The organism is Bacillus cereus group sp. Bce041, from assembly GCF_052646455.1.
This window is the reverse complement of the sequence record NZ_JBQXON010000010.1, coordinates 66931-87838: the sequence shown is the minus strand read 5'-3', so window position 1 is coordinate 87838 and position 20908 is coordinate 66931. Positions and strand designations below refer to the sequence as shown.

Genomic DNA, 20908 nt, shown 5'->3' with positions numbered 1-20908 from the left:
TTCATAATTATTATCAGTGATATATGTAAGGCATCCATATGAAAATAAGAGGCTGTTCAAAGGTTTTCCGTACTTTTGGGCAGCCTCACCCCGTTAAAAGGACGATACTTTATGTATCGTCCTTTTTGTATAAAAAAACATCCAATCAATTAAGAAATTGATTGGATGTGAAAAAATTATTAATAATTTTTTTTGCGTTTTGTAGCCAAAATACTTAATAATCCAGCTAGTAGAAGAAGGATACCTACTGTTTGTGTAGGGTCTTCTTTATGACCTGTATTTGGAAGGTGTTTATCCGTATTTCGATCATCTTGCTGTTTGTTATCTGTTTTATTCGATGTTTCTTCGGAAGTTCCGTTTTCGTGTTTCTCAGATATTTCATTGCCTTTGTTTTCTTCTTTATTTGGAGGAGTAACTGGCTTGTCATCTCCACCTGAAGAAGATTCAATTTTTTTATTTGAAACTGTAATTTGTAGTGGCGTAGCTTGGGCTTTATCAATTGTAAAGTTTATTGGTGATGCATCTAATTGATAGCCTTTAGGAGCCTTTGTTTCTACTAATTGATAAGTACCAGGTTTCAAATCATTTACGATTACTTTTCCGTGTTGATCTGTTTTTAAACCTTCTCGGATGAATTTTCCATCTTGGTCTAAAATATTGAAAATGGCACCTTCAAGTGTTCCATGGTGATCAATATCAACTTTAGTTAACTCAATTGAACCTGCTGTTAAACTATTTAAAGCTGTAACAGAGGTAACCTGAGATTGTCCTTTCGTAATTGTGAAAGGAATTGGTTTAATGTTTAAATCATAGCCAGTTGGAGCTTTCGTTTCAATAAACTGATAATCTCCTGGACGTAAATCAGAAACAGAAATCTTCCCATCTTTATCAGTAGTTAAATCAGAACGAATATCCTTACCGTCCATATCTACAATTTTAAAGATAGCCCCTTCAAGAGTAGTACCATCGATATCATCAACTTTAGTTAATTCAACTGCGCCTTTAGTTAAGCTGTTAGTAGCAGTAACAGAGGCGATTTTTTCTTGGCCTTTTTTAACTGTGAACTTAATAGGTGTGTCGCTTAAGTCATAGTGTTCAGGAGCTTTTGTTTCAATAAACTCATACTCTCCTGGTGGTAATTCATCCACAACTAAACGGCCGTTTTTATCAGTAGTTAAATCGGTACGAACATCGTGTCCATCCTTATTAACAATTTTAAATACTGCACCTTCAAGTGTTGTGTTTTGCTTGGCATCATCAACTTTAATTAACTCCACACTACCTTTCGTTAAGCTATTAATAGCTGTAACGAAGACATGCTTTGTTTGACTTCTTTCGATTGTGAACTTAATAGGTTCTTCATTTAAGTCGTAATGTTTAGGAGCTTTCGTTTCAATAAATTGGTAGTCTCCTGGTTGTAAGTCTTTAGCGATTATTTTTCCGTCTTTATTGGTAACTAAATTCGTACGAATATCGTTACCGTTCAGATCAGTAATTTTAAATACCGCACCTTCTAGCATTTCTTTCTTATCTATAGAGTCAACTTTCGTTAATTCCACGCCACCTTTTGTTAGGCCATTCTTAGCAGTAATAGAAGCGTGAGTTAGTTGACTTCTCTCGATAGTGAAATCGATAGGTGTTTTATTTAAATCGTAATCTTTCGGAGCTTTCGTTTCAATGAATTGATAGTCTCCTGGGCGTAAGTTCGTAGCAGTAATCTTACCATCTTTATCAGTAGTTAAATTAGTGCGAACAATTTTACCTTTCGCATCGATGATGTTAAACACTGCATCAGAAAGTTTTGTATCTGGGTTTATATCATCCACTTTTATTAATTCTACAGCACCCTCAGTTAAGCTATTTGTAGCAGTAACTTGGAGCATTTCTTTTTGGCTTTTCTTAATTGTAAACTTAATAGGTGTACTATCTAATTTATAATGTTCAGGAGCTTTCGTTTCAATAAACTGATAGTCCCCAGGACGTAAGTCAGAAACAGAAATTTTTCCATGTACATCTGTTGTAAGCTCAGTGCGAATGTCGTTACCATTCATATCAGTAATTTTAAATATCGCATCTTTAAGAGCAGTACCATCTACATCATCAACTTTAGAAAGTTCCACAGCGCCTTTCGTTAAGCTATTTGTAGCTGTAACGGAGATAGGATCAGCTTGGCTCTTTGTGATTGTGAATGGAATTGGCTCTTTGTTTAAATCATAGTGTTTCGGAGCCGTTGTCTCGATGAATTGATAATCACCAGGACGTAGGTCGTTAATTTCGATTATTCCTTGTTCATTTGTAACAAGGTTTTTATGAACTACATCACCGTTCATATTAACAATTTTAAATACTGCATCTTTAAGAACAGTGCCATCAACATCGTCTACTTTAGAAAGTTTAACTGCACCCTTTGTTAAAGCATTTGTAGCAGTGACATGAAGGGTTTCAGTTTGGCTCTTTTTAATTGTAAATACGATAGGTTTTTTATCTAAATCGTAATGTTCAGGAGCAATTGTTTCAACGAATTGATACGTACCAGGACGTAGATTTTCAACAACAATTTTACCTTCATCATTTGTTTTTAAGCCTTCTTCAACTAGCTCCCCGTCTGCATCTAATAAATTAAATACGGCGTTAGCAAGTTTTGTATTCATATCAATATCGTCAATCTTTGTTAGTTCAACGCTACCTTTTTTCAAAGCATTTTTGCTTGTAACATTGATCTCTTTCGTTTGACTTCTTTCAATTGTAAATGGAATCGTTGTTTCATCTAATACATAGTGCTCAGGAGCTTTTGTTTCAATGAACTGATAGTCTCCAGGGCGTAAATCAGAAACAGAAATTTTACCGTTTTTATCTGTAACGAGATTCGTATGAACTTCCTTACCATTCATATCAACAATCTTAAAAATTGCACCTTCGAGCATCGTACGATCGATGTCATCAATTTTTGTTAATGTTACTGCACCATTCTTTAAACTGTTAGTAGCAGTAACAGTAATATTCTCTTTTTGACTTTTTTCGATAGTGAACGGAATAGGGTCTTTGCTTAAGGTATAGTCTTTTGGAGCTTTTACTTCAATAAATTGATAGTCTCCAGGACGTAAATCAGAAGCAGAAATTTTACCGTTTTTATCAGTCGTTAAACCTTTTCGAATTACCTTTTTAGTATCATGAGCGTCAACGATTATAAATTCTGCACCTTCAAGAGTAGTGCCATCAACATCATCAACTTTTGTTAAAGTGACGCCACCTGTAAGTAAACTATTTTTTACAGTAACAGGGATAGGAAGATCTTCCTTACTACCTTTTTTAATTGTGAACTTAATAGGTGTTTTGTCTAATTTATAATGTTTAGGGGCTTTTGTTTCGATAAATTGATAATCCCCTGGTGCTAAATCAGGAATAACTAATACTCCGTGATCATCTGTTGTTAAATCTTTCATAATTTCTTTGCCAGTTGCGTCTTGCAATGTGAATACAGCGCCGGCAACAGCTTTACTACTTTCCAGATCATCTTCTTTAATCAGTTTAACTTTTCCTTTCGTTAAACTATTTTTAAATGTAAGTGGAAGAAGTTTTTGTTGTCCTTTTTCGATTGTAAATTCAATTGGTTCTACATTTACATCGTAATAAGTTGGAGCCTTTGTTTCGATAAGTTTATAGTTACCAGGACGTAAGTCATCTACAACTAGCATTCCTTTACTATTCGTAACAAGGTCCGTACGAACATCTTCATTAGTATCTCTATTAACGATTTTAAATACTGCACCTTCAAGTGTTTCCTTTTCATCTGCAGCATTCACTTTTGTTAACTCAATACCGCCTTTTGTTAAGCTGTTTTTAGCGGTAACAGTAGCCTGAGTTGTTTGACTTTCTGTAATCGTAAATTTAATTGGTTTTGTATTTTTGTCGTAATACTTCGGTGCTGTTACTTCGATAAATTTATAATCGCCAGGGCGTAAGCCAGTAGCGATAGCTTTACCATCCGCACCAGTTTTTACATTTTCGCGAATAACTTTCTTTTCATCATTTGCATCAACAATTTTAAATACAGCACCTTCAAGAGCTGTACCATCGATATCATCAACTTTTGTTAATTCAACATCTCCTGGTTTTAAAGCATTTTCAGCTTTCACAAGTAGAGTTTCTTTCTGACTTCTATCGATTGTAAATTCAATAGGTTCTGCTCGTAAAACGTAATGTTCAGGAGCAGCTATTTCAATAAATTTATACGTACCAGGACGTAGGTTACTAACTTTAACTTTACCGTGTTTATCAGTAGTTAAGTTAGTGTGAGGGGAAACGTCATTATTATTTGTATCGACAAGTTTGAATACAGCACCTTCTAGTGGTTTTTTCTCACCAAACTCATCAACTTTTAATAATTCAACCTCGCCCGTTTTTAAGCTGTTATTTGCCGTAACAGTAGCAAGAGCTTGTTGGCTTTTATCAATTGTAAACTCGATAGGGTTTGTACTTAACGTATAATCCTTAGGAGCTTCTGTTTCGATAAATTTATAAGCACCAGGCTCTAAATCTTTAACGGTAACTTTTCCATCTGAACCTGTTTTTATATTTTCACGAATTACTTGTTTCTCGTCATTCGCATCGACAATTTTAAATACAGCACCTTCAAGGGCAGTGCCATCGACATCATCGACTTTCGTTAAAGTGACACCACCTTTAATGAGGTGATTTGTCGCTGTAACAGTAACTGCTTTTTTTTGACTTTTTATAATTGTAAACTCAATTGGTTTTTTATCTATGTCGTAATCTTTAGGTGCTTTTTCTTCGACAAATTGATAGTCTCCAGGGCGTAAATCTTTTGCTTCGATTTGTCCTTGATCATTTGTCGTTAATTTTTCATATCCACGAATTACTTTGTTATATCGATCGCGTACACTGAACTCCGCACCTGCTAAAGTTTTTCCATCTTTATCGAATTTTGTTAAAATGGCCGATCCTGGAATCAAACTGTTTGTTGCAGTTCGGTTTATTACTGTTGTTTGATCTTCTTTGATTGTGAATTGTATAGGTGTACTGTCTAATTTATAATGCTCAGGAGCAGTTGTTTCTTGTAAGTAGTAAGTTCCTGGTTTTAAATTATCTACAGTAATTTGTCCTTGATTATTTGTTGTTAATTTTTCGTGTTCTGAAATTATTTTTTTGTCTTTATCAAGTAGTGTGAAAACGGCACCTTGCAGTGTGACGTTTTTATTCAGGTCATCAGACTTTGTTAAAACTACTTTACCGACAAACTTCTTATTTGCAAGTTTATATGTTGTAGTCTCTTGTGTACCAAGTTCAACAATTTTCCCTTGTTTTAAATCCCAGCTAATTACATAGCCTTCAGGAGCCTTTGTTTCTTTTAATAAATATTTATCGCGTTTTAAATTATTAAATTTAGCGATACCGTCTTTGTCTGTTGTAATTTTACGGATAACAGTTTTACCTGTACGATCGTATAAAGTAAATTCTGCCCCAGCTAATAGTGCGTTCTTATTGTCGTTATCTACCTTTATAATTTCAAGGTTTCCACGGCCTTTAGTAGCAGATCCTCCGCCTGAACCAGAAGACATTCTCACTTCAATCGTTTCAGTAGTTTCTGTGTTTTTAACTGTCAACTTATTGCCTGTGATTTTCGCTTTATTACTTACTTTTTCTTTATCGTCTGCATTAATAAGTGAGCGATATTCTAAAATATAAGCTCGATCAATTTTTTTCAAGAAGGCAATTTCGAAATGTTGCTTTCCGGTATTATTGTCTGTTGTTATTTTGAGTTTATAGTCTGTTCCTTCTTTTAATTCGTTTACTGTATCTTTTGTTAAATTTCCATATGGATCTACAGTTGTAGGATATAAGTGGAATGAATCTTCCACAATTACCTGATTTTCGGTTGGATCATCTGTTACAACGGCATCTGCAATGGTTGATTGGCTTTCGTTAATTGCGATACTCCAATTAATATAGTTGTCGTCTTGCACAGCTTTTTTAGTAACGAAGCTGCCACCTTTATTTACTTGAGTGTCACCTGTAAGGGTGTTTACGATTTTAGAGCCATCTTTTAAATCTGCCTCGTTTTTGTAGGTGCCTTGGATAAGTTCACCATCAAGGCTTGTTTTAAAGATAATATAGTAAGGTGAATTAATTGATTGTTTGAAATGAACCTTTAGGGTGTTTTTATTTTTCTCTGTAGGTTCTTCAAGTTCATATTTCTCAGTTGGTACAGCATTACCAGGTTGTGCATTATCAGGATTTCCATTTAGAATCATATCGCGCACTTCAATGGATCCAGGCACTAATTTTTGTTTATCTTGTATTACGTCTATAACATAAGGATCTTTAATCTCAACATTATTATAGTTAAAGCCTATTATCCAAGTAATTTCCTTCGTTTGGGCGTTATAAGAACCGTATTTATAACCATTTGCCTTTGTGAAAGTATCAGGATCGAAATTAGCTTCAACTTTATTTGATTGTGGATTAGAATCCGTATCTATCCAAGAAAGGTTACCTGTATTTTTAAATGAAGTTTTACCACTTTCTAGCTTTGTATAATCAAAGTCTGTCGTATATTTTACGACTAATGTCTTTGTCATATTAGACTGATACGTACCTATAAGAGTAATTTTGAAGCCTTTATCTGTTACATCTAAAATATAGTCAGTCCCAGCTTGAAGGGTATAATTTCCGTCTTTAATTTCTAGTTTCTTATCTTTTAATTGTAATCCACCATGATCAAAGGTGTCCGTAATAATCGCGTTGCTTAATGGATAGTTGTTATTATTTACTATAATTGTCCAAGTTGTTGTTTTGTCTTTATAATTTGTTTCAGCTTTATTATTAGATTTAATAATATTTTGCTGCTTGAAGCTAGCTTCATTTTCTTTACTTGAATCATTATCAGCTGTAACTTTATTTTTTACTTTTCCATCTTCTATAACTTTATTAGTTGGCTTGGTTTTATAGGTAATCACATAAGCACTATTAATATCATCATTAAACTGTAAATCGAATCCATTCTTCTTGTTATTTACAGTGTAATTATTAACAGCGTCTCCTGTTACAAGCGTTCCTTTTTCATTATATGAAGCGTTTTTTACAACAATAGAATTTGCATCTAGTTCGTGTGTATCGTCAAAAATATCTTTTAAAATCGCATCAGCTTTTTTGATCTCTCTTTGATCACCATTGTAAGTAATTGTCCACTCAATTGTTTGCGTCTTTGGATCATATTTACTTGTTTTATTTAAGTGTGTACCACGAGAAACCGTTACAGTAGAACTTGCGTTTTGTTGCTTTTGATTATCACTCGTTATCGTAACGTTATTTCGGAAACTTTTAATATTTTCATCAGTAATTTTTGTGGCATATTCGATTTGATATGCTTTATTGATAGAATCTTTGAAAGCAATCTCCAATTTTGAGCCATCTGATGAAATAATATTGTAATCTGTTGGCTCAGCTTCTGCACCACGCGTTACATTCCCATTAACATCAACTTCTAAATAATAAACTTTAATAGAATCTTTATTTAAGCTTGTACCTTGTGGAATGTTATCTTTAAAAACAGCGTTTTTAAGGGGGTCTTTCGTTTTGTTCATCTCTACTTTCCAATTAATTTCATTTGTATTAATTGGTCTATCAGGTAAGCCCTTTTTATTCGTAGCTGTTTGTACATTAGGCTTAAAGTCAACTGTAATAGAAACATCCTTATCTTTAATCGGGAAAGGAATTTCTTGTGTTGTTGTACCTTTAATTTCAGCTTTATTAAATTCTGTCTTTAATTGTAGGTTACCAGCAACATCTGGATGCTCTTCAACATAATCGTTGAATGTCATCGTGACTTTTCCATCTTTTGTAACAGTAAAATTACCAATTTGATGGTTTTCACTATCATATAAAGGACTGTTAATTGTATTGTAAATCTTAAAATGTTTAGGAAGATCAAAAATATAGTAATCTCCATTTTTCACATTCATTGATTTTAAAAGTTCCCATGTAAACTCAATATTGGCAGGGGAATCTGTACTTGGACGGTTATCCTCTGTAAATGGTTTTCCGTCTTTATCCGTCAACTTTACACTGGTTAAAATGTTTGTTGTTATTTGCCTTGGACCTGAATTTGTATTCTCAGCAGGGTCGCTTGCTAGCTTTTGTTCTGGATTGTCAGTAGCAATTTTAGCTGCTGGATTTTGTTCCGGATTATCAGTGGCAGTTTTAGCTGCTGGGTTTTGTTCCGGATTATCGGTAACAGTTTTAGTTGTTGGGTTTTGTTCCGGATTATCAGTAACAGGTTTAGTTATTGGGTTTTGTTCCGGATTATCAGTAACAGGTTTAGTTGCTGGATCTTGCTCCGGATTGTCAGTAACAGGTTTAGCTACTGGATCTTGCGCTTGTTTATTAGTATCCTGTTTGGTGCCATCTTCTTTAGAGTTTTCTACTTGAACAGGAACTGATATAGGCTGAACCATTGTTCCTAAAGGAAAAGCGATTTGAACTGATTTTTCTCCAGTTTTTAAAGTTGAGTTAAACACGGTATCAACTTTAATTTTTCCTTTAGCGTCTTTCAAATTTTCTACTTGATTATTAAATATTAATTTTAATTTATTATCTTTAGCTGTTATAAAATATTGACCAATATTTTTTTGATCTGTTACTAAATCTCCTTGCAAATCTTTAGATACTTTTAATGCAAGTGGTATTTGAACTACTGCTGTATCATTTGCGTGTGCAGCTTGTTGATCCTTTATTGACCAAGCGTATTCTACTTGAATGATTGATCCTATCTTTATTAAGTTTTTAGGATTTAATGCTTCGTCAATAATATGATTCGTTGCATCTTTCATTTCAACAGTGTCAAATAAGGAATCTCCTGTTAAGGTTTCCGCTTTTACTTGATTGTATGGAAAACTAGCAAGTTGCGAAAATAGTACGAATAAAATTAAACATACATTGAAAAGTTTTTTCATTTTTCCTCCTCTGAACATTCATTTGTCCATTGGGGACTTATTCCACATGAACAAATGGAATATTAAAAGTATTTGTTATAAGCTATTTACTTTTTGCTATCCCTCCGTTTCTATACGCGTTCTCAGACAAACAGGATTATGTTCAAAGTAAAATTGTTTAACGTAAAACAAAATGTATATTTACACAGTTCTATGAAAATATACACAATTCGACAAAAAATGTCGAAAAAAATACTGATATAAAGAATGATATCAGACCTTTATATGTGAGATAGTTTTCATGTATATCTAGTAAAAAAGAATGGTTATAAAGGTAAGTTTTACGATACATACTAACCAATGTAGTGTATCCCTTTGTGAAGGCTTATTGTTGCCTTAAAGTTATGTGGAAATAAAAATCTAGATAGGGTTGGTTTTGGTCAGAATGAAGACAATATGTACTTTGAAAATAGTCATTTATTTTGTCTAAAGAGAGTTGTGCGATTAGTGGACCGAAGTTGAAAGATGATAGTTTCTTACATTATTAGAGGAATATAAGAATTACAGAATATTCGACTAACACGTTACTACGGTCATTTTTGAGACTGTTTAAACAATAAGAAAGAAGGTGTTTTACTCCTTAGTTACAATATCTTTTTAGTAAAGATAAGCTTAAGTAACCTCCGCTAAAGATTATATACTTAAATGATAAAGAGTTCAACAGTAGTTCACATATTTTCCCAAAAATAAAAACGGCTGTTTTATGTGGAATAAATCTACAAAACAGCCGTTTTTGGTATTAGATTTCTGTTAAAATTATTGGTTCGCCGCGCGTTACGACAACGGTATGTTCACATTGTGCAACAAGACTTTTATCAGGTGTAACGAATGTCCAACCGTCGTCACCACGTTCAATAATATGATCAGCTTTCATAGAGATGAACGGTTCTACAGCGATAACAAGACCGTCTTTTAGAAGCGCATTATCCATTGGATCATAGTAACTTAAAATGTGATTTGGTGCTTCATGTAAGCTAAGACCAATGCCGTGACCAGTTAAGTTTTGAATAACATTGTATCCACTTTTATGTGCGAAGTTTGAAACAGCACGACCAATTTGATTTTGTTTTGAGCCAGCTCTAACCTTTTTCATTGCTGCCCAAAATGCATCAACCGCTGCTTGGCAAAGCTTTTCTTTTGCTTCGTCTTCTCCAAGAACAAATGAGATACCTGTATCTGCATAATAGCCATCAAGTGCAGCAGATACATCGACGTTTACTAAGTCGCCTTCTTTTAATACGCGATCTCCTGGAATACCATGAGCAACTTCCTCATTTACACTAATGCAAGTTACACCTGGGAAATCATATTCTTTTTCAGGTGCAGAAATAGCACCGTGCTCATCTAATACTTTTTTACCGATCAAATCAAGCTCTTTCGTTGTCATACCTGGCTTCGCTTGTTTTTTCATTTCTTCACGTGCAAGCGCAACGATGCGGCCGATTTTTCGTAAGCCTTCTAAATCTTGTTCATTACGAATAATCATGAAAACCACTGTCCTTCCTCGAATATATATCTTATCCGATTGTATCATGTTTATTTTCGTCCTGCTACTCGCTTGCGGTATGGGGGTTGATTCCTCTCATAAAGAATACATGACAATTGTCATATCGATGTCATGACGCATCATACTGTTTCCTAAGTTTTCCAAGTAATACAATGTAAATATAAGAAACAGCGGGGGTGGAGAGATGGAAAAGATTATTGAAGTAAATGGTGTTTCTAAAACATTTAAACATAAAAACGCAGTAAATAATGTTTCATTTCATGTAAATAAAGGGGAAATAGTAGCGTTGCTTGGGCCAAATGGTGCTGGGAAAACAACGACGATGTCGATGATGCTTGGATTAAAGGAACCAACGGAAGGTAAGGTCTCTATATTTGGAAAGAGTCCAAAGCATAGAGATGTTCGTAATAGCCTCGGTGCGATGCTGCAAGAAGTAAGTGTCATTGATAGTATTACGGTGGAAGAGGCAATTGAGTTATTCCGTAGTTATTATACGAATCCTATAGAGAAAAAAACGTTACTGCAGTTATCAAATTTAGAATCAGAGCGAAAGCAAAGATGTGAGAAATTATCAGGTGGGCAAAAAAGAAGGTTAAACTTTGCGCTTGCACTTGCGGGAAATCCGGATTTGTTATTTTTAGATGAGCCGACAGTCGGAATGGATATTACGTCTCGAAGAACGTTTTGGGAAACGATTCGAAAGTTAGCAAGTGAAGGAAAAACGATTATTTTAACGACGCATTATTTAGAAGAAGCAGATGCTTTAGCAAATCGTATCTTATTATTTGCGAATGGAAAGATTATCGCAGATGGTACACCAGATGAAATGAAAGCAACAATTTCGAGAAAAACAATCACATTTTACTCAAAGGAAAGCATTCCTACAAAATTACTAAAGGAATTACCAAATGTAACAGAAGTAAAGTCAAACGAAGGATGCTTCATTTTAACAACGGAGGATACGGATGCAACTTTAAAAGCCATTTATCAAAGGAGTTTACCTGTAACAGATGTTTCAGTTGAACGTGGAAGTCTTGATGAGGCATTTGAACAATTCGTTGCAAATCAGAAGGAGGAAATCGCATGAGAGCGTTATGGATGCAGTGCAAAATAGAAATTTTACGTACATTCCGCAATAAATTATTTATCTTTTTCTCATTATTAATGCCTGTTATGTTTTACTACATTTTCACAAATGTTGTTCAAGTACCACAAAACGGAGATGCATGGAAAGCACATTATTTAATTTCGATGGCAACTTTCAGTATTGTAGGGACTGCACTCTTTAGTTTCGGTGTGAGACTTTCTCAGGAAAGAGGGCAAGGATGGACACATCTTCTAAAAATTACACCGCTTCCAGAGGGAGCATATTTAACAGCAAAAATTATCGCTCAAACAGTAGTAAATGCTTTTTCAATATTAGTTATCTTTATTGCAGGGATACTAATTAATCATGTTGAGTTAACGGTAGGGCAATGGATTGGTGCGGGGTTATGGTTATTGTTAGGGGTAACACCATTTTTAGCGTTAGGAACAGTAATAGGTTCCATTAAGAAGGCGGACGCAGCTGCTGGCTTAGCAAATATTTTAAATATGAGTTTAGCTATAGTTGGCGGGTTGTGGATGCCGATTGAAGTATTCCCAAAAATATTAAGAACGATTGGTGAATGGACACCGACATACCATTTCGGAAGTGGTGCGTGGGATATTGTAGCTGGAAAATCAATTGGATGGGAAAATATCGCGGTATTAGGAGGTTATTTCCTTATATTTGTTGTAGTATCAATATATATAAGAAAAAGACAGGAAGCGGTATAAATGATAGAGAAGAAGAGGATTGAGATTTTTCCGAAACATATGGGATTTTTTCCGTACATGTGGCTTGTGTATTTATTATTTCCAATTTATCATTTAGCACAAGCATCAGGATGGAAGCTTGTGCTAGGAAGCGGTATGTTGATACTTTTTATTATCACATACCGTCAGCTATATTTTGTTCAGAAGACGTTTATTTTATGGGCATGCATTCAAATGATACTCATCTTTTTATTTGCTTTATTTTATAATCCTTTTATGATATTTTTTGGCTTTTTCACAGCAAGTGCGATGGGGTTTGCGCCAAATAAGAAAGTATTTCGAGTGCTGTTATGCTCGTTAGTTATAATGCTTGGAGCATTTTTATTTGTAAATATGAATCAAATAACAACTACAAGTTTAGTAAATATCGTTCCTATGTTTATTTTAATACTTCTTACGCCATTTGGTATGCGTAATTTTAATCAGAAAAAGATGTTAAGAAATCAATTAGATGAGGCGAACGAGCAAATTAAAGATTTAGTAAAACGTGAAGAACGGCAGCGAATTGCAAGAGATCTTCATGACACATTAGGGCATACCTTATCTCTTATTACTTTAAAAAGCCAGCTCGTTGAGAAGTTAATTGTGAAAAATCCAGAGCGTGCAAGTGCGGAAGCTAAGGAAATTACACAAACTTCTCGTACAGCTTTAAAACAGCTGAGAGAATTAATTTCTGATATGCGTATGATTACGGTAGAAGAAGAGCTAGAGCAAATAAAAGCGATCTTACAAGCAGCTAATATTGAATTAGAAGTGAGGCAAGAAGCAAGATCGAGCTCGTTATCACCAATTGAACAAAATATTGTCGGGATGTGTTTACGTGAGGCCGTTACAAATGTTGTAAAACATAGTAAGGCAACGCGGTGCGCAGTTTCTGTATTAGAATCACAAGGTGAACTGATTTTGAAAGTAGAAGATAACGGAATCGGTTTAACAGATCAAAATCATGATGGAAATGGTATTCGCGGCATGAAAGAACGAATTGCTCTTATTGATGGATTTGTTGAACTAGGTACAATCAATCCAGGGACGTTATTAACGGTAAAAGTTCCAGTTGTTATTAGAACAGGAAAAGATGAGGTGAGGGCATGATTCGAATTATTATTGCAGAAGACCAGCGGATGCTTCGTGGTGCATTAGGGGCCCTGCTTGATCTAGAAGATGATATCGAAGTAATTGGGCAAGCTGCGAACGGGGAAGAGGCGTTAAAATTAATTGAATCGTTAAAGCCAGATGTAAGTATTATGGATATTGAAATGCCGATTCAAAGTGGATTGGATGTCGCTGAGACTTTAAAGAAAGAAAAATCATCATGCAAAGTAATGATTTTAACAACATTTGCACGGCCGGGATATTTTGAAAGAGCAATGAAAGCTGGTGTGCACGGCTATTTATTAAAGGATAGCCCAAGTGAAGATTTAGCGGCAGCAATTCGTAATGTAATGAAGGGGAAACGAGAGGTCTCCCAAGATTTAATGTTTGGCTTATGGCAGGAGCAAAATCCGTTGTCAGATCGCGAAAAGGAAGTACTGTTGCTTGCGAAAGAAGGAAAGACGGCAAACGAAATTGCGAAGGCACTTTATCTTTCGCCGGGTACAGTACGTAATTATATTTCTGAAGTATTAGCGAAGCTTGATGCGAAAAATAGAATTGAGGCAATTACAATTGCGGAAGAAAAGGGTTGGATATAAAAAGAAGGTTACCTATGAGAGGTAACCTTCTTTTTATAATTATTGTACTTCTATTACTTGATTTACTTTTTGTAACGGTTTGTAACCGTGTGCTTCAAATGCCTTTGCAAATTCATTTGATACGGCAGTGCCATATAAATCTTTTGCAGCTTGTACGATATGAGATTGAAGTGATTCAAAGTCTTCAGCGGAAGTTGCATAATTTTGCAATGCACGCATAACAACTTTACTTACTTTTTCATTTCCTTGTTTTTGAACAGCAACACCGTTATATGTTTTACCTTCAGCTAATTGATATAATACGTGACTGATAATACCAGAATTCACGTGTGATTCTTGATTATTACCATCGTTATAGAAATCTTGTAAATTTGTATATAGTTTATGACCGCCGTCACCAATTTCCCTTGGGATATCACGAATTGTTAGGCCACCTAATGTATCGCCCATAATCCAGTTTCCTTTATCTTTCTTTACGTAATATTCGATTTGTGTACCCCAGAAATCCGCTAATCCCTCGTTTAGTGCAGATGTTTCAGCGCTTGGATATCTCACGACTTTATTTTTCGTCGTGCCACTGAATACAGCATGTCCAAATTCATGAGCTGTTACATCAAGAGCGGATGTTAGTTTTCCGTCTAAACCATCACCAAATACCATTTGGTTCCAAGCGGGATGCCAAAATGCATTTACATAGTCTTCTTTTACACCATCATTAACTTCAGTAGAATCAAAACCGTGTACACTAGCAACAACTTTTGAATCTTTATTGTCGTAACTTTTTAGATTATGTTCTTTCTTAAAGTAATCGTAAATATCACTCATGTTCTTCATAGCGCCCGCGGCTTCTTTATCTGCAAAATTAGGATTGCTACTTGAAATTAGTGTCCCTGGATAACCAGCTTGACTATATCCTCCGAGAGAATCGGCGTAGTTTGCATTATAAATATAAATACCATTTCCGCGTGATAAATCTGCTAAATAAAACTTCCCATCAGTTCCTTTGGCAATATTGAAAGAGATGTTTTCTTGAAGTGCATTTTTCCCAGTTCCTTGCTCACTTGCAGGGGATAATCTAGGTGATGTTACTTGATTTATAGTCTTATTCTCTTTGTTTTTAATGAATTTTTCTTGGAAAAGTACTTCGCCAGTTTTTAAATCAACGATAGCATTGCCGTTTATAATTTGTTCATTGTTTTCATAAGTAAATGTAATAACAGTTGCGAATGTATAATAGCCATCTTTTTTCTTATAAACAACGGTTTCGCTAGAGAATTCTGTCTCAACTGCATCACTTGGAATTTGAACTATATCGCGTAATTTAGATTTTACTTCATTTTTCGACAAAAAATTTGTTATAGTAAGATTAGGTTGTTGATTTAAATTTTGAACAACTTTACCACTAACAGTTGTGATCACTCCATTTTTATCTACTTTTACAATGAGATCTTGGCCATATACTTTATAGTTTTTATATGTTTGTGCAAGGCGAACTTCGGTTTGATTTTCTTTGGTTTCTTTATTTGTAGGTTGGAAATCTACATTTTTTTCAGTAGTGACTTGTTCTTGTTGAGCTTTAGCCCCGTTTACCTCACCTTTTAAATACTTTTTCGCAATATTTTCTTTCGTATCATTTTGAGGTTCTGTTAATTTTCCAATTGTTAAACCAGGCTGAGCAATTTCAACTTTGACTTCATTTTTATCTAATTCTTGGGCATGAATAGCTTTTGTTGATAAAGGACAAAGGAGACCGAACGTAACGAAAGCACTAGCAAATTTTCTATAATTCATCTATAACACTCCTAATCTATTATTGTATGTGAGATGAATTGTATGAAAAATTTGCCGAATTATATATATATTATGCATTATTTCATATCAAAAATTGTCGAATTAACATTATTGTAGTGGTATGACAACTTAAAAAACTAGATTGTTATAATGGGATGGTGATTAAGTATGCACGCAGAAAAATTAGGAAGTGAAATTAAGAAAATTAGGGTGATGAGAGGATTAACACAAAAACAGTTATCCGAGAACATATGTCATCAATCGGAAGTAAGTCGAATTGAATCGGGCGCGGTATACCCAAGTATGGATATATTGCAAGGTATTGCAGCAAAATTACAAGTTCCCATCATTCATTTTTATGAGGTACTCATTTATTCTGATATTGAGAGGAATAAGCAGTTAAAAGATCAAATTATTCTACTTTGTAAGCAAAAAAAATATAAAGAAATTTATAATAGAGTATGCAATGAATTGAAAAAGGAAGAATATCATCCCGAGCTTCAGCAATTTCTTCAATGGCAATATTATGTAGCTGCTTACGTATTGAAAAAAATCGATTACGAATATTGCATTTTAGAATTAAAGAAATTGCTCAATCAACAACTGGTAGGAATAGATGTATATCAGAACCTTTATATTGAAAATGCAATTGCAAACATTTATGCTGAAAACGGCTATTTGAAGCAGGGTATTGATTTGTTTGAAAATATATTAAAACAATTAGAGGCATTGCATGATAATAAAGAGTTTGATGTGAAGGTGAGACATAATCATGCAAAAGCATTATACATAGACAATCAATACGAAGAAGCGCTTTGTCACGCAAATAAAGCCATTGACCTATCGTGTCGAATTAACAGTATGACATTGATTGGACAGTTATACTTTCGAAAAGGTGAATGCCTAGCAAAACTTGGGTGTGATAGAGCAGAAATTGAAGATGCTTACGAAAAAGCATGCTTCTTTTTTGATATATTAGGAAACCATGAATTAAAAGAATCACTTATAAAAAAAATGAAGAAATAAAAAAGACATAAAGAACAAATATGCATAATTGCATAAAGTCTGGATAATTTTTCATGATATATTTAAAGAAAAAAATGCGGGTGATGGAATATGAAAAAACTACTTATTGGTAGTTTACTAACGTTAGCGATGGCATGGGGTATTTCATTAGGAGATACAGCATTAGAGAAAAACCAAATAATTTCTCATAATAATCAAGAGGTACAATTAGCTAATGAAGTACCTTTTGAGTTCTAAAAAACAACCGTCTTACTTAGACGGTTGTTTTTTTATGGAGTAACATCCAAACGTCTTTACTAGAGACAGGTTTGCTAATAAAGAATCCTTGAATGTGATCACAATTTTGTTTATGTAAAAATTCCCATTCTTCTTCCGTTTCTACACCTTCTGCAATCACTTTTAAATTTAGTTCTTTTGATAGTGTAATAATGGAAGAGACAATTGCTTCTTCTAAAGGGCTAGTTGTAATTCCACAAATAAACTCTCGAGCGATTTTTAATGTGTTGATTGGATATTTTGTTAAATAAGCTAAAGAACTATAACCAGTTCCAAAGTCGTCGATTGAAATTTGAATACCGAGATTTTGAAGTTGTTCTAGTTTTGCAACTACAGATTGATTTTGATTAATTGCGATGCTTTCCGTAATTTCAATATCTAGTGCTTCGGGTTTCAGTTCTGTTTCTTCCAATACCTTTGAAATAGTTGGGATTAAATCTGCATGGTTAAATTGAACAACAGATAAATTTACACCAACTTTTAAGTGAGAGAAACCTTGATTATGCCATCTTTTTGCCTCTAAACAAGCAGTACGTAAAATCCAATTGCCAAGTTCAATAATAAAACCAGTTTCCTCTGCTAGAGGGATAAATTGGGCAGGAGATACGATACCGAGTTTTGGATGCTTCCAACGTATTAATGCTTCAAAACCGATAATTTGTTTTGTTTTTGTGCTTACTTGTGGCTGGTATTCAAGGAAAAATTCATTTTGTTGTAATGCTTTTGAAAGTTCACCTTCTAAGAATTGAATTTCATTTTGAGCGATACTCATTTCTTTTGAGAAGAAAACAAATCTGTTTTTTCCATTTGCTTTCGCACGATACATAGCCATATCAGCATTTTTCATTAACTCATTTACATCAGTTCCATAATCAGGGTACATCGCAATTCCGATACTTGGTGTAATAGAGAGTTCTTCGCCTTGAATGAAGAATGGTTTGTTTAAAATAGTTAAAATCTGTTCAGCTATAAAAATTGCACTTTTTTCTGAGTACATTTCTGGTAATAGAATTGTAAACTCATCGCCACCTTGGCGAGCGACGATATCTTTTGAACGCAAGCAACCGCGTAATCTTTTTGCTACTTCAATTAATAATAAATCTCCAACGTCATGGCCAAGTCTATCGTTAATTTTTTTAAATCGATCTAAATCAAGGAATATGACGGCGACATCATTTGCGTTAGTTTGGGCTGTATTTAAAATGGCTTTTAAATCTTTTTCGAACTTTCGACGATTTGGTAATCCAGTAAGTGCATCGTGAAAGGCTAAATGTTCTACTTGTTTTTGTTTTTCATATAAGGTGGTAATATCACGTGCTATCCCAAACATTCCGACCACTTCTTTGTTTATAAAAGTAGGGATAAGTGTAATATGGAGATAATAATAATAGCCTTCTTGTTCTTTTGTACGAACTTCTAACGTTTGTGGCCTACCTTCCTTTGTAATTTGTAAAGCCTTCTTTAGTAGTTCGTGGTCTTTTGAATCAATGAAGTGTACCAGAGAATAGCTTGCCACTTCGCAATAATAGGCAGTAAATAAGCTTTCGCACGCCTTATTAGATTGTTGAAAAATGCCATTCATATTTAAAGAGAAAACGGCATCGGGATGGTCCTCGAATAAAGATTTATAACGTTGTTCACTTTTTGATAATGCAAATGCACCTTCTTCAACTTCGTCCTCTAGTTGTGTAGTCAACTGTTCATATGTATGAATTAGTGCTTGATTATCTTTCCACATGTAAAGTTGCCGAAAGAATAACAAAATAAGTGATAATACGAGACCGATTAACATGAATTTATCATCCCAAGGTTGAATGATAATAAAAGAAAAAGTAATAATTATACTAAAATAAGGTAGTATAAAACGTATATAATCGAATCGATAATATTTTGTTTTCGTTTCATGCTGCATTGGTTTATCTAAAATATATAGTATGGAAGAAAGTCCAATTAATAAAATAGAAGCAGTGTGTATTAAATAATTAATTTCAGCAGAAGTTTTCATCCCAAAATTCAATTGAAACAGATGAATATAACCGTATACGAGTATAATAGTGAAACCGATAATTAATGCAATTCTACTAGAAGAATATTGTTCTCTTCTATATAGGCTAATAACGGCGTAAATTACTAATGATTGTGCAATGAAATACCCAATTAAAATCCAAGTATCCTTTGTTAACATGCGGAAGCTTGAAAGGTCTAAGATAAAAGTTAAGGTGAAATAAATGTTCATAATAATAATAAAGATGCTATCGAATGAAAATTGAGAAAGCCCCTTAATAGAATAATTTTTTATAAACTTTATAGCAAATCCAACAAAGAGCAAAATATATTGTATGATAAAAAAAGGTAATGCTTTATATGAAAATATAGATTGATCATGTATAGAAAGTGAACTAAGAAATAGGGTTATCTCCATAACTAATCCACATAGGCAAGTACATAGTAATAAAATCCAAAATAGTTTATCACTGCGTTTCATTCTCTTAATAGCTTTATATAAACAGTGACAAGAAAAAAGTGCAGCGAAACAGAATAAGAAAAGAATTCCAATCTCCTTTATATGCGACTCATTTGGAATAAAGAGTATCCAAAGAGCAAATATAGATATGTATATTATGACAAATTGTACATATTTTTTTTGATTAATCATATTATGACTCCGTTTCAATAAAGTTGAATCTCGAGGGAATGCTAATTTAAATAATAGCATATAAAATAGGATGTTTTTTACTATAAAAATTACTTTTTTGAAAAAATGGTGCAAAGTTACAATTTACCACTGTAACATTGCACCACTTATTCTTTTAATTCCTCTTATAGCAGAAAGTTCATCTATTAATTGGAATAATGCTAAGTCTTTTTGTTTACTTTCAATCATAATATCGAAATTATGATTGTGTTTTTTTGCTATGTGTAAGAAAGGCTTAATAAACTCTAAATCGATATATTCAGCATGAGCCCTAAATTCTTTTTCCGATCTCGGGGAGGAAATGTGAACTTTAGGAGAGATATTTGTATGTGACCAAGTTTCAAAAATTGCAGGAAGCAACTCTTCTAGTGGTTCCTCGCAAAGATTGGCCATATGATGATGATAATCAAATACAAATGGAATATTTTCTTTTTGGCAAATTGATAAAGTTTCAGCGGTTGTATAGGTTTTATCATCATTTTCAAGAGTCATTTGTTTTTTTATATGTGTAGGAAGTTTTTTTATGTTTTCATGGAAGCGCTCAATTGCCTTTTCTTTATTTCCATAGGCTCCACCTACATGAATATTAATGTAAGAAGAATCTGCAATGCCTATAGCATCCAATATTTTATAATGATAAGTCATATCCGTAATAGCGTTAGTAGTAATATGTGGCTTGTCGCTTGTAAATAGCGTAAATTGATTTGGATGAAAACTTATTCGTAAATGGTGTTCTTTAATTAAAGCCCCTATTTTACGCCAAAGTGGTGTGAATACCCCAATATAGTCAAACTCGACTTCGGGATGTGTTGCAAGTGGGACGATGGAAGACGATAGGCGATATAGTGGGATTTCATGCGCTATATTGTAATGAAGGATACGTATTGTGTGCTCTAAATTTTGCCTTATAACATGGTACAGTTTGTCTTCTCGCTCTTGCTTGCTGAGTTTCTTAAAGCTTGTAAACGTCATTGTTTTGGCAGGAGAACAGTCCCAGAGTGCCATTGCATGTGAGACATATCCAAACCGTATAAGCATATGAGATACACCTCTT

The 20908-nt window shown here is 33.9% G+C and carries 11 protein-coding genes; 6 read left to right on the top strand and 5 right to left on the bottom strand.

The window, feature by feature from the left end:
- Nucleotides 1-179: 179 nt before the first annotated feature.
- Together ACUN13_RS24195 and map are read right to left on the bottom strand one after the other, a co-directional pair.
- Entirely contained in the window at nucleotides 180-8972 is an 8793-nt protein-coding gene (locus tag ACUN13_RS24195) for a SpaA isopeptide-forming pilin-related protein (protein ID WP_445423998.1), read from the bottom strand.
- 778 nt (nucleotides 8973-9750) lie between these two features.
- A complete protein-coding gene (gene map / locus ACUN13_RS24190; RefSeq protein ID WP_003313889.1) occupies nucleotides 9751-10545 on the bottom strand; it encodes a type I methionyl aminopeptidase in 795 nt (264 codons plus the stop codon).
- Between the two features lie 157 nt (nucleotides 10546-10702).
- Between map and ACUN13_RS24185 the strand changes: the two genes are divergently transcribed.
- The 4 genes from ACUN13_RS24185 to ACUN13_RS24170 are packed head-to-tail and all read left to right on the top strand — an operon-like array spanning nucleotide 10703 to nucleotide 14066.
- Nucleotides 10703-11605, top strand: coding sequence for an ABC transporter ATP-binding protein (locus tag ACUN13_RS24185; protein WP_025688592.1), 903 nt, complete (start codon nucleotides 10703-10705; stop codon nucleotides 11603-11605).
- On the top strand, nucleotides 11602-12336 hold the full coding sequence (locus ACUN13_RS24180) for an ABC transporter permease (RefSeq protein ID WP_001202431.1): 735 nt from the start codon (nucleotides 11602-11604) through the stop codon (nucleotides 12334-12336). Before ACUN13_RS24185 ends, ACUN13_RS24180 begins: the two co-directional genes overlap by 4 nt.
- Nucleotides 12337-13467, top strand: coding sequence for a sensor histidine kinase (locus tag ACUN13_RS24175; RefSeq protein WP_445423997.1), 1131 nt, complete (start codon nucleotides 12337-12339; stop codon nucleotides 13465-13467).
- A complete protein-coding gene (locus ACUN13_RS24170; RefSeq protein WP_000619259.1) occupies nucleotides 13464-14066 on the top strand; it encodes a response regulator transcription factor in 603 nt (200 codons plus the stop codon). Before ACUN13_RS24175 ends, ACUN13_RS24170 begins: the two co-directional genes overlap by 4 nt.
- A 39-nt stretch (nucleotides 14067-14105) precedes the next feature.
- Here the strand turns inward: ACUN13_RS24170 and ACUN13_RS24165 are convergent, their stop codons facing one another.
- Nucleotides 14106-15857, bottom strand: a complete 1752-nt coding sequence (locus ACUN13_RS24165; RefSeq protein ID WP_445423996.1) for a M4 family metallopeptidase — start codon at nucleotides 15855-15857, stop codon at nucleotides 14106-14108.
- A 168-nt stretch (nucleotides 15858-16025) separates the two neighbouring features.
- Between ACUN13_RS24165 and ACUN13_RS24160 the strand changes: the two genes are divergently transcribed.
- Together ACUN13_RS24160 and ACUN13_RS24155 are read left to right on the top strand one after the other, a co-directional pair.
- Nucleotides 16026-16883 carry a helix-turn-helix domain-containing protein gene (locus ACUN13_RS24160; protein ID WP_000542925.1) on the top strand — a complete coding sequence of 286 codons (858 nt, stop codon included), beginning with the start codon at nucleotides 16026-16028 and terminating at the stop codon, nucleotides 16881-16883.
- A gap of 90 nt (nucleotides 16884-16973) precedes the next feature.
- Nucleotides 16974-17120, top strand: a complete 147-nt coding sequence (locus ACUN13_RS24155) for a quorum-sensing peptide PapR (protein ID WP_000734727.1) — start codon at nucleotides 16974-16976, stop codon at nucleotides 17118-17120.
- Between the two features lie 16 nt (nucleotides 17121-17136).
- Here ACUN13_RS24155 and ACUN13_RS24150 read toward each other — a convergent pair whose 3' ends face one another.
- Both ACUN13_RS24150 and uvsE read right to left on the bottom strand, forming a co-directional pair.
- Entirely contained in the window at nucleotides 17137-19815 is a 2679-nt protein-coding gene (locus ACUN13_RS24150; RefSeq protein WP_025688603.1) for a DUF4084 domain-containing protein, read from the bottom strand.
- Between the two features lie 123 nt (nucleotides 19816-19938).
- Nucleotides 19939-20892, bottom strand: a complete 954-nt coding sequence (uvsE, locus tag ACUN13_RS24145; RefSeq protein ID WP_025688605.1) for a UV DNA damage repair endonuclease UvsE — start codon at nucleotides 20890-20892, stop codon at nucleotides 19939-19941.
- Nucleotides 20893-20908 lie beyond the last annotated feature (16 nt).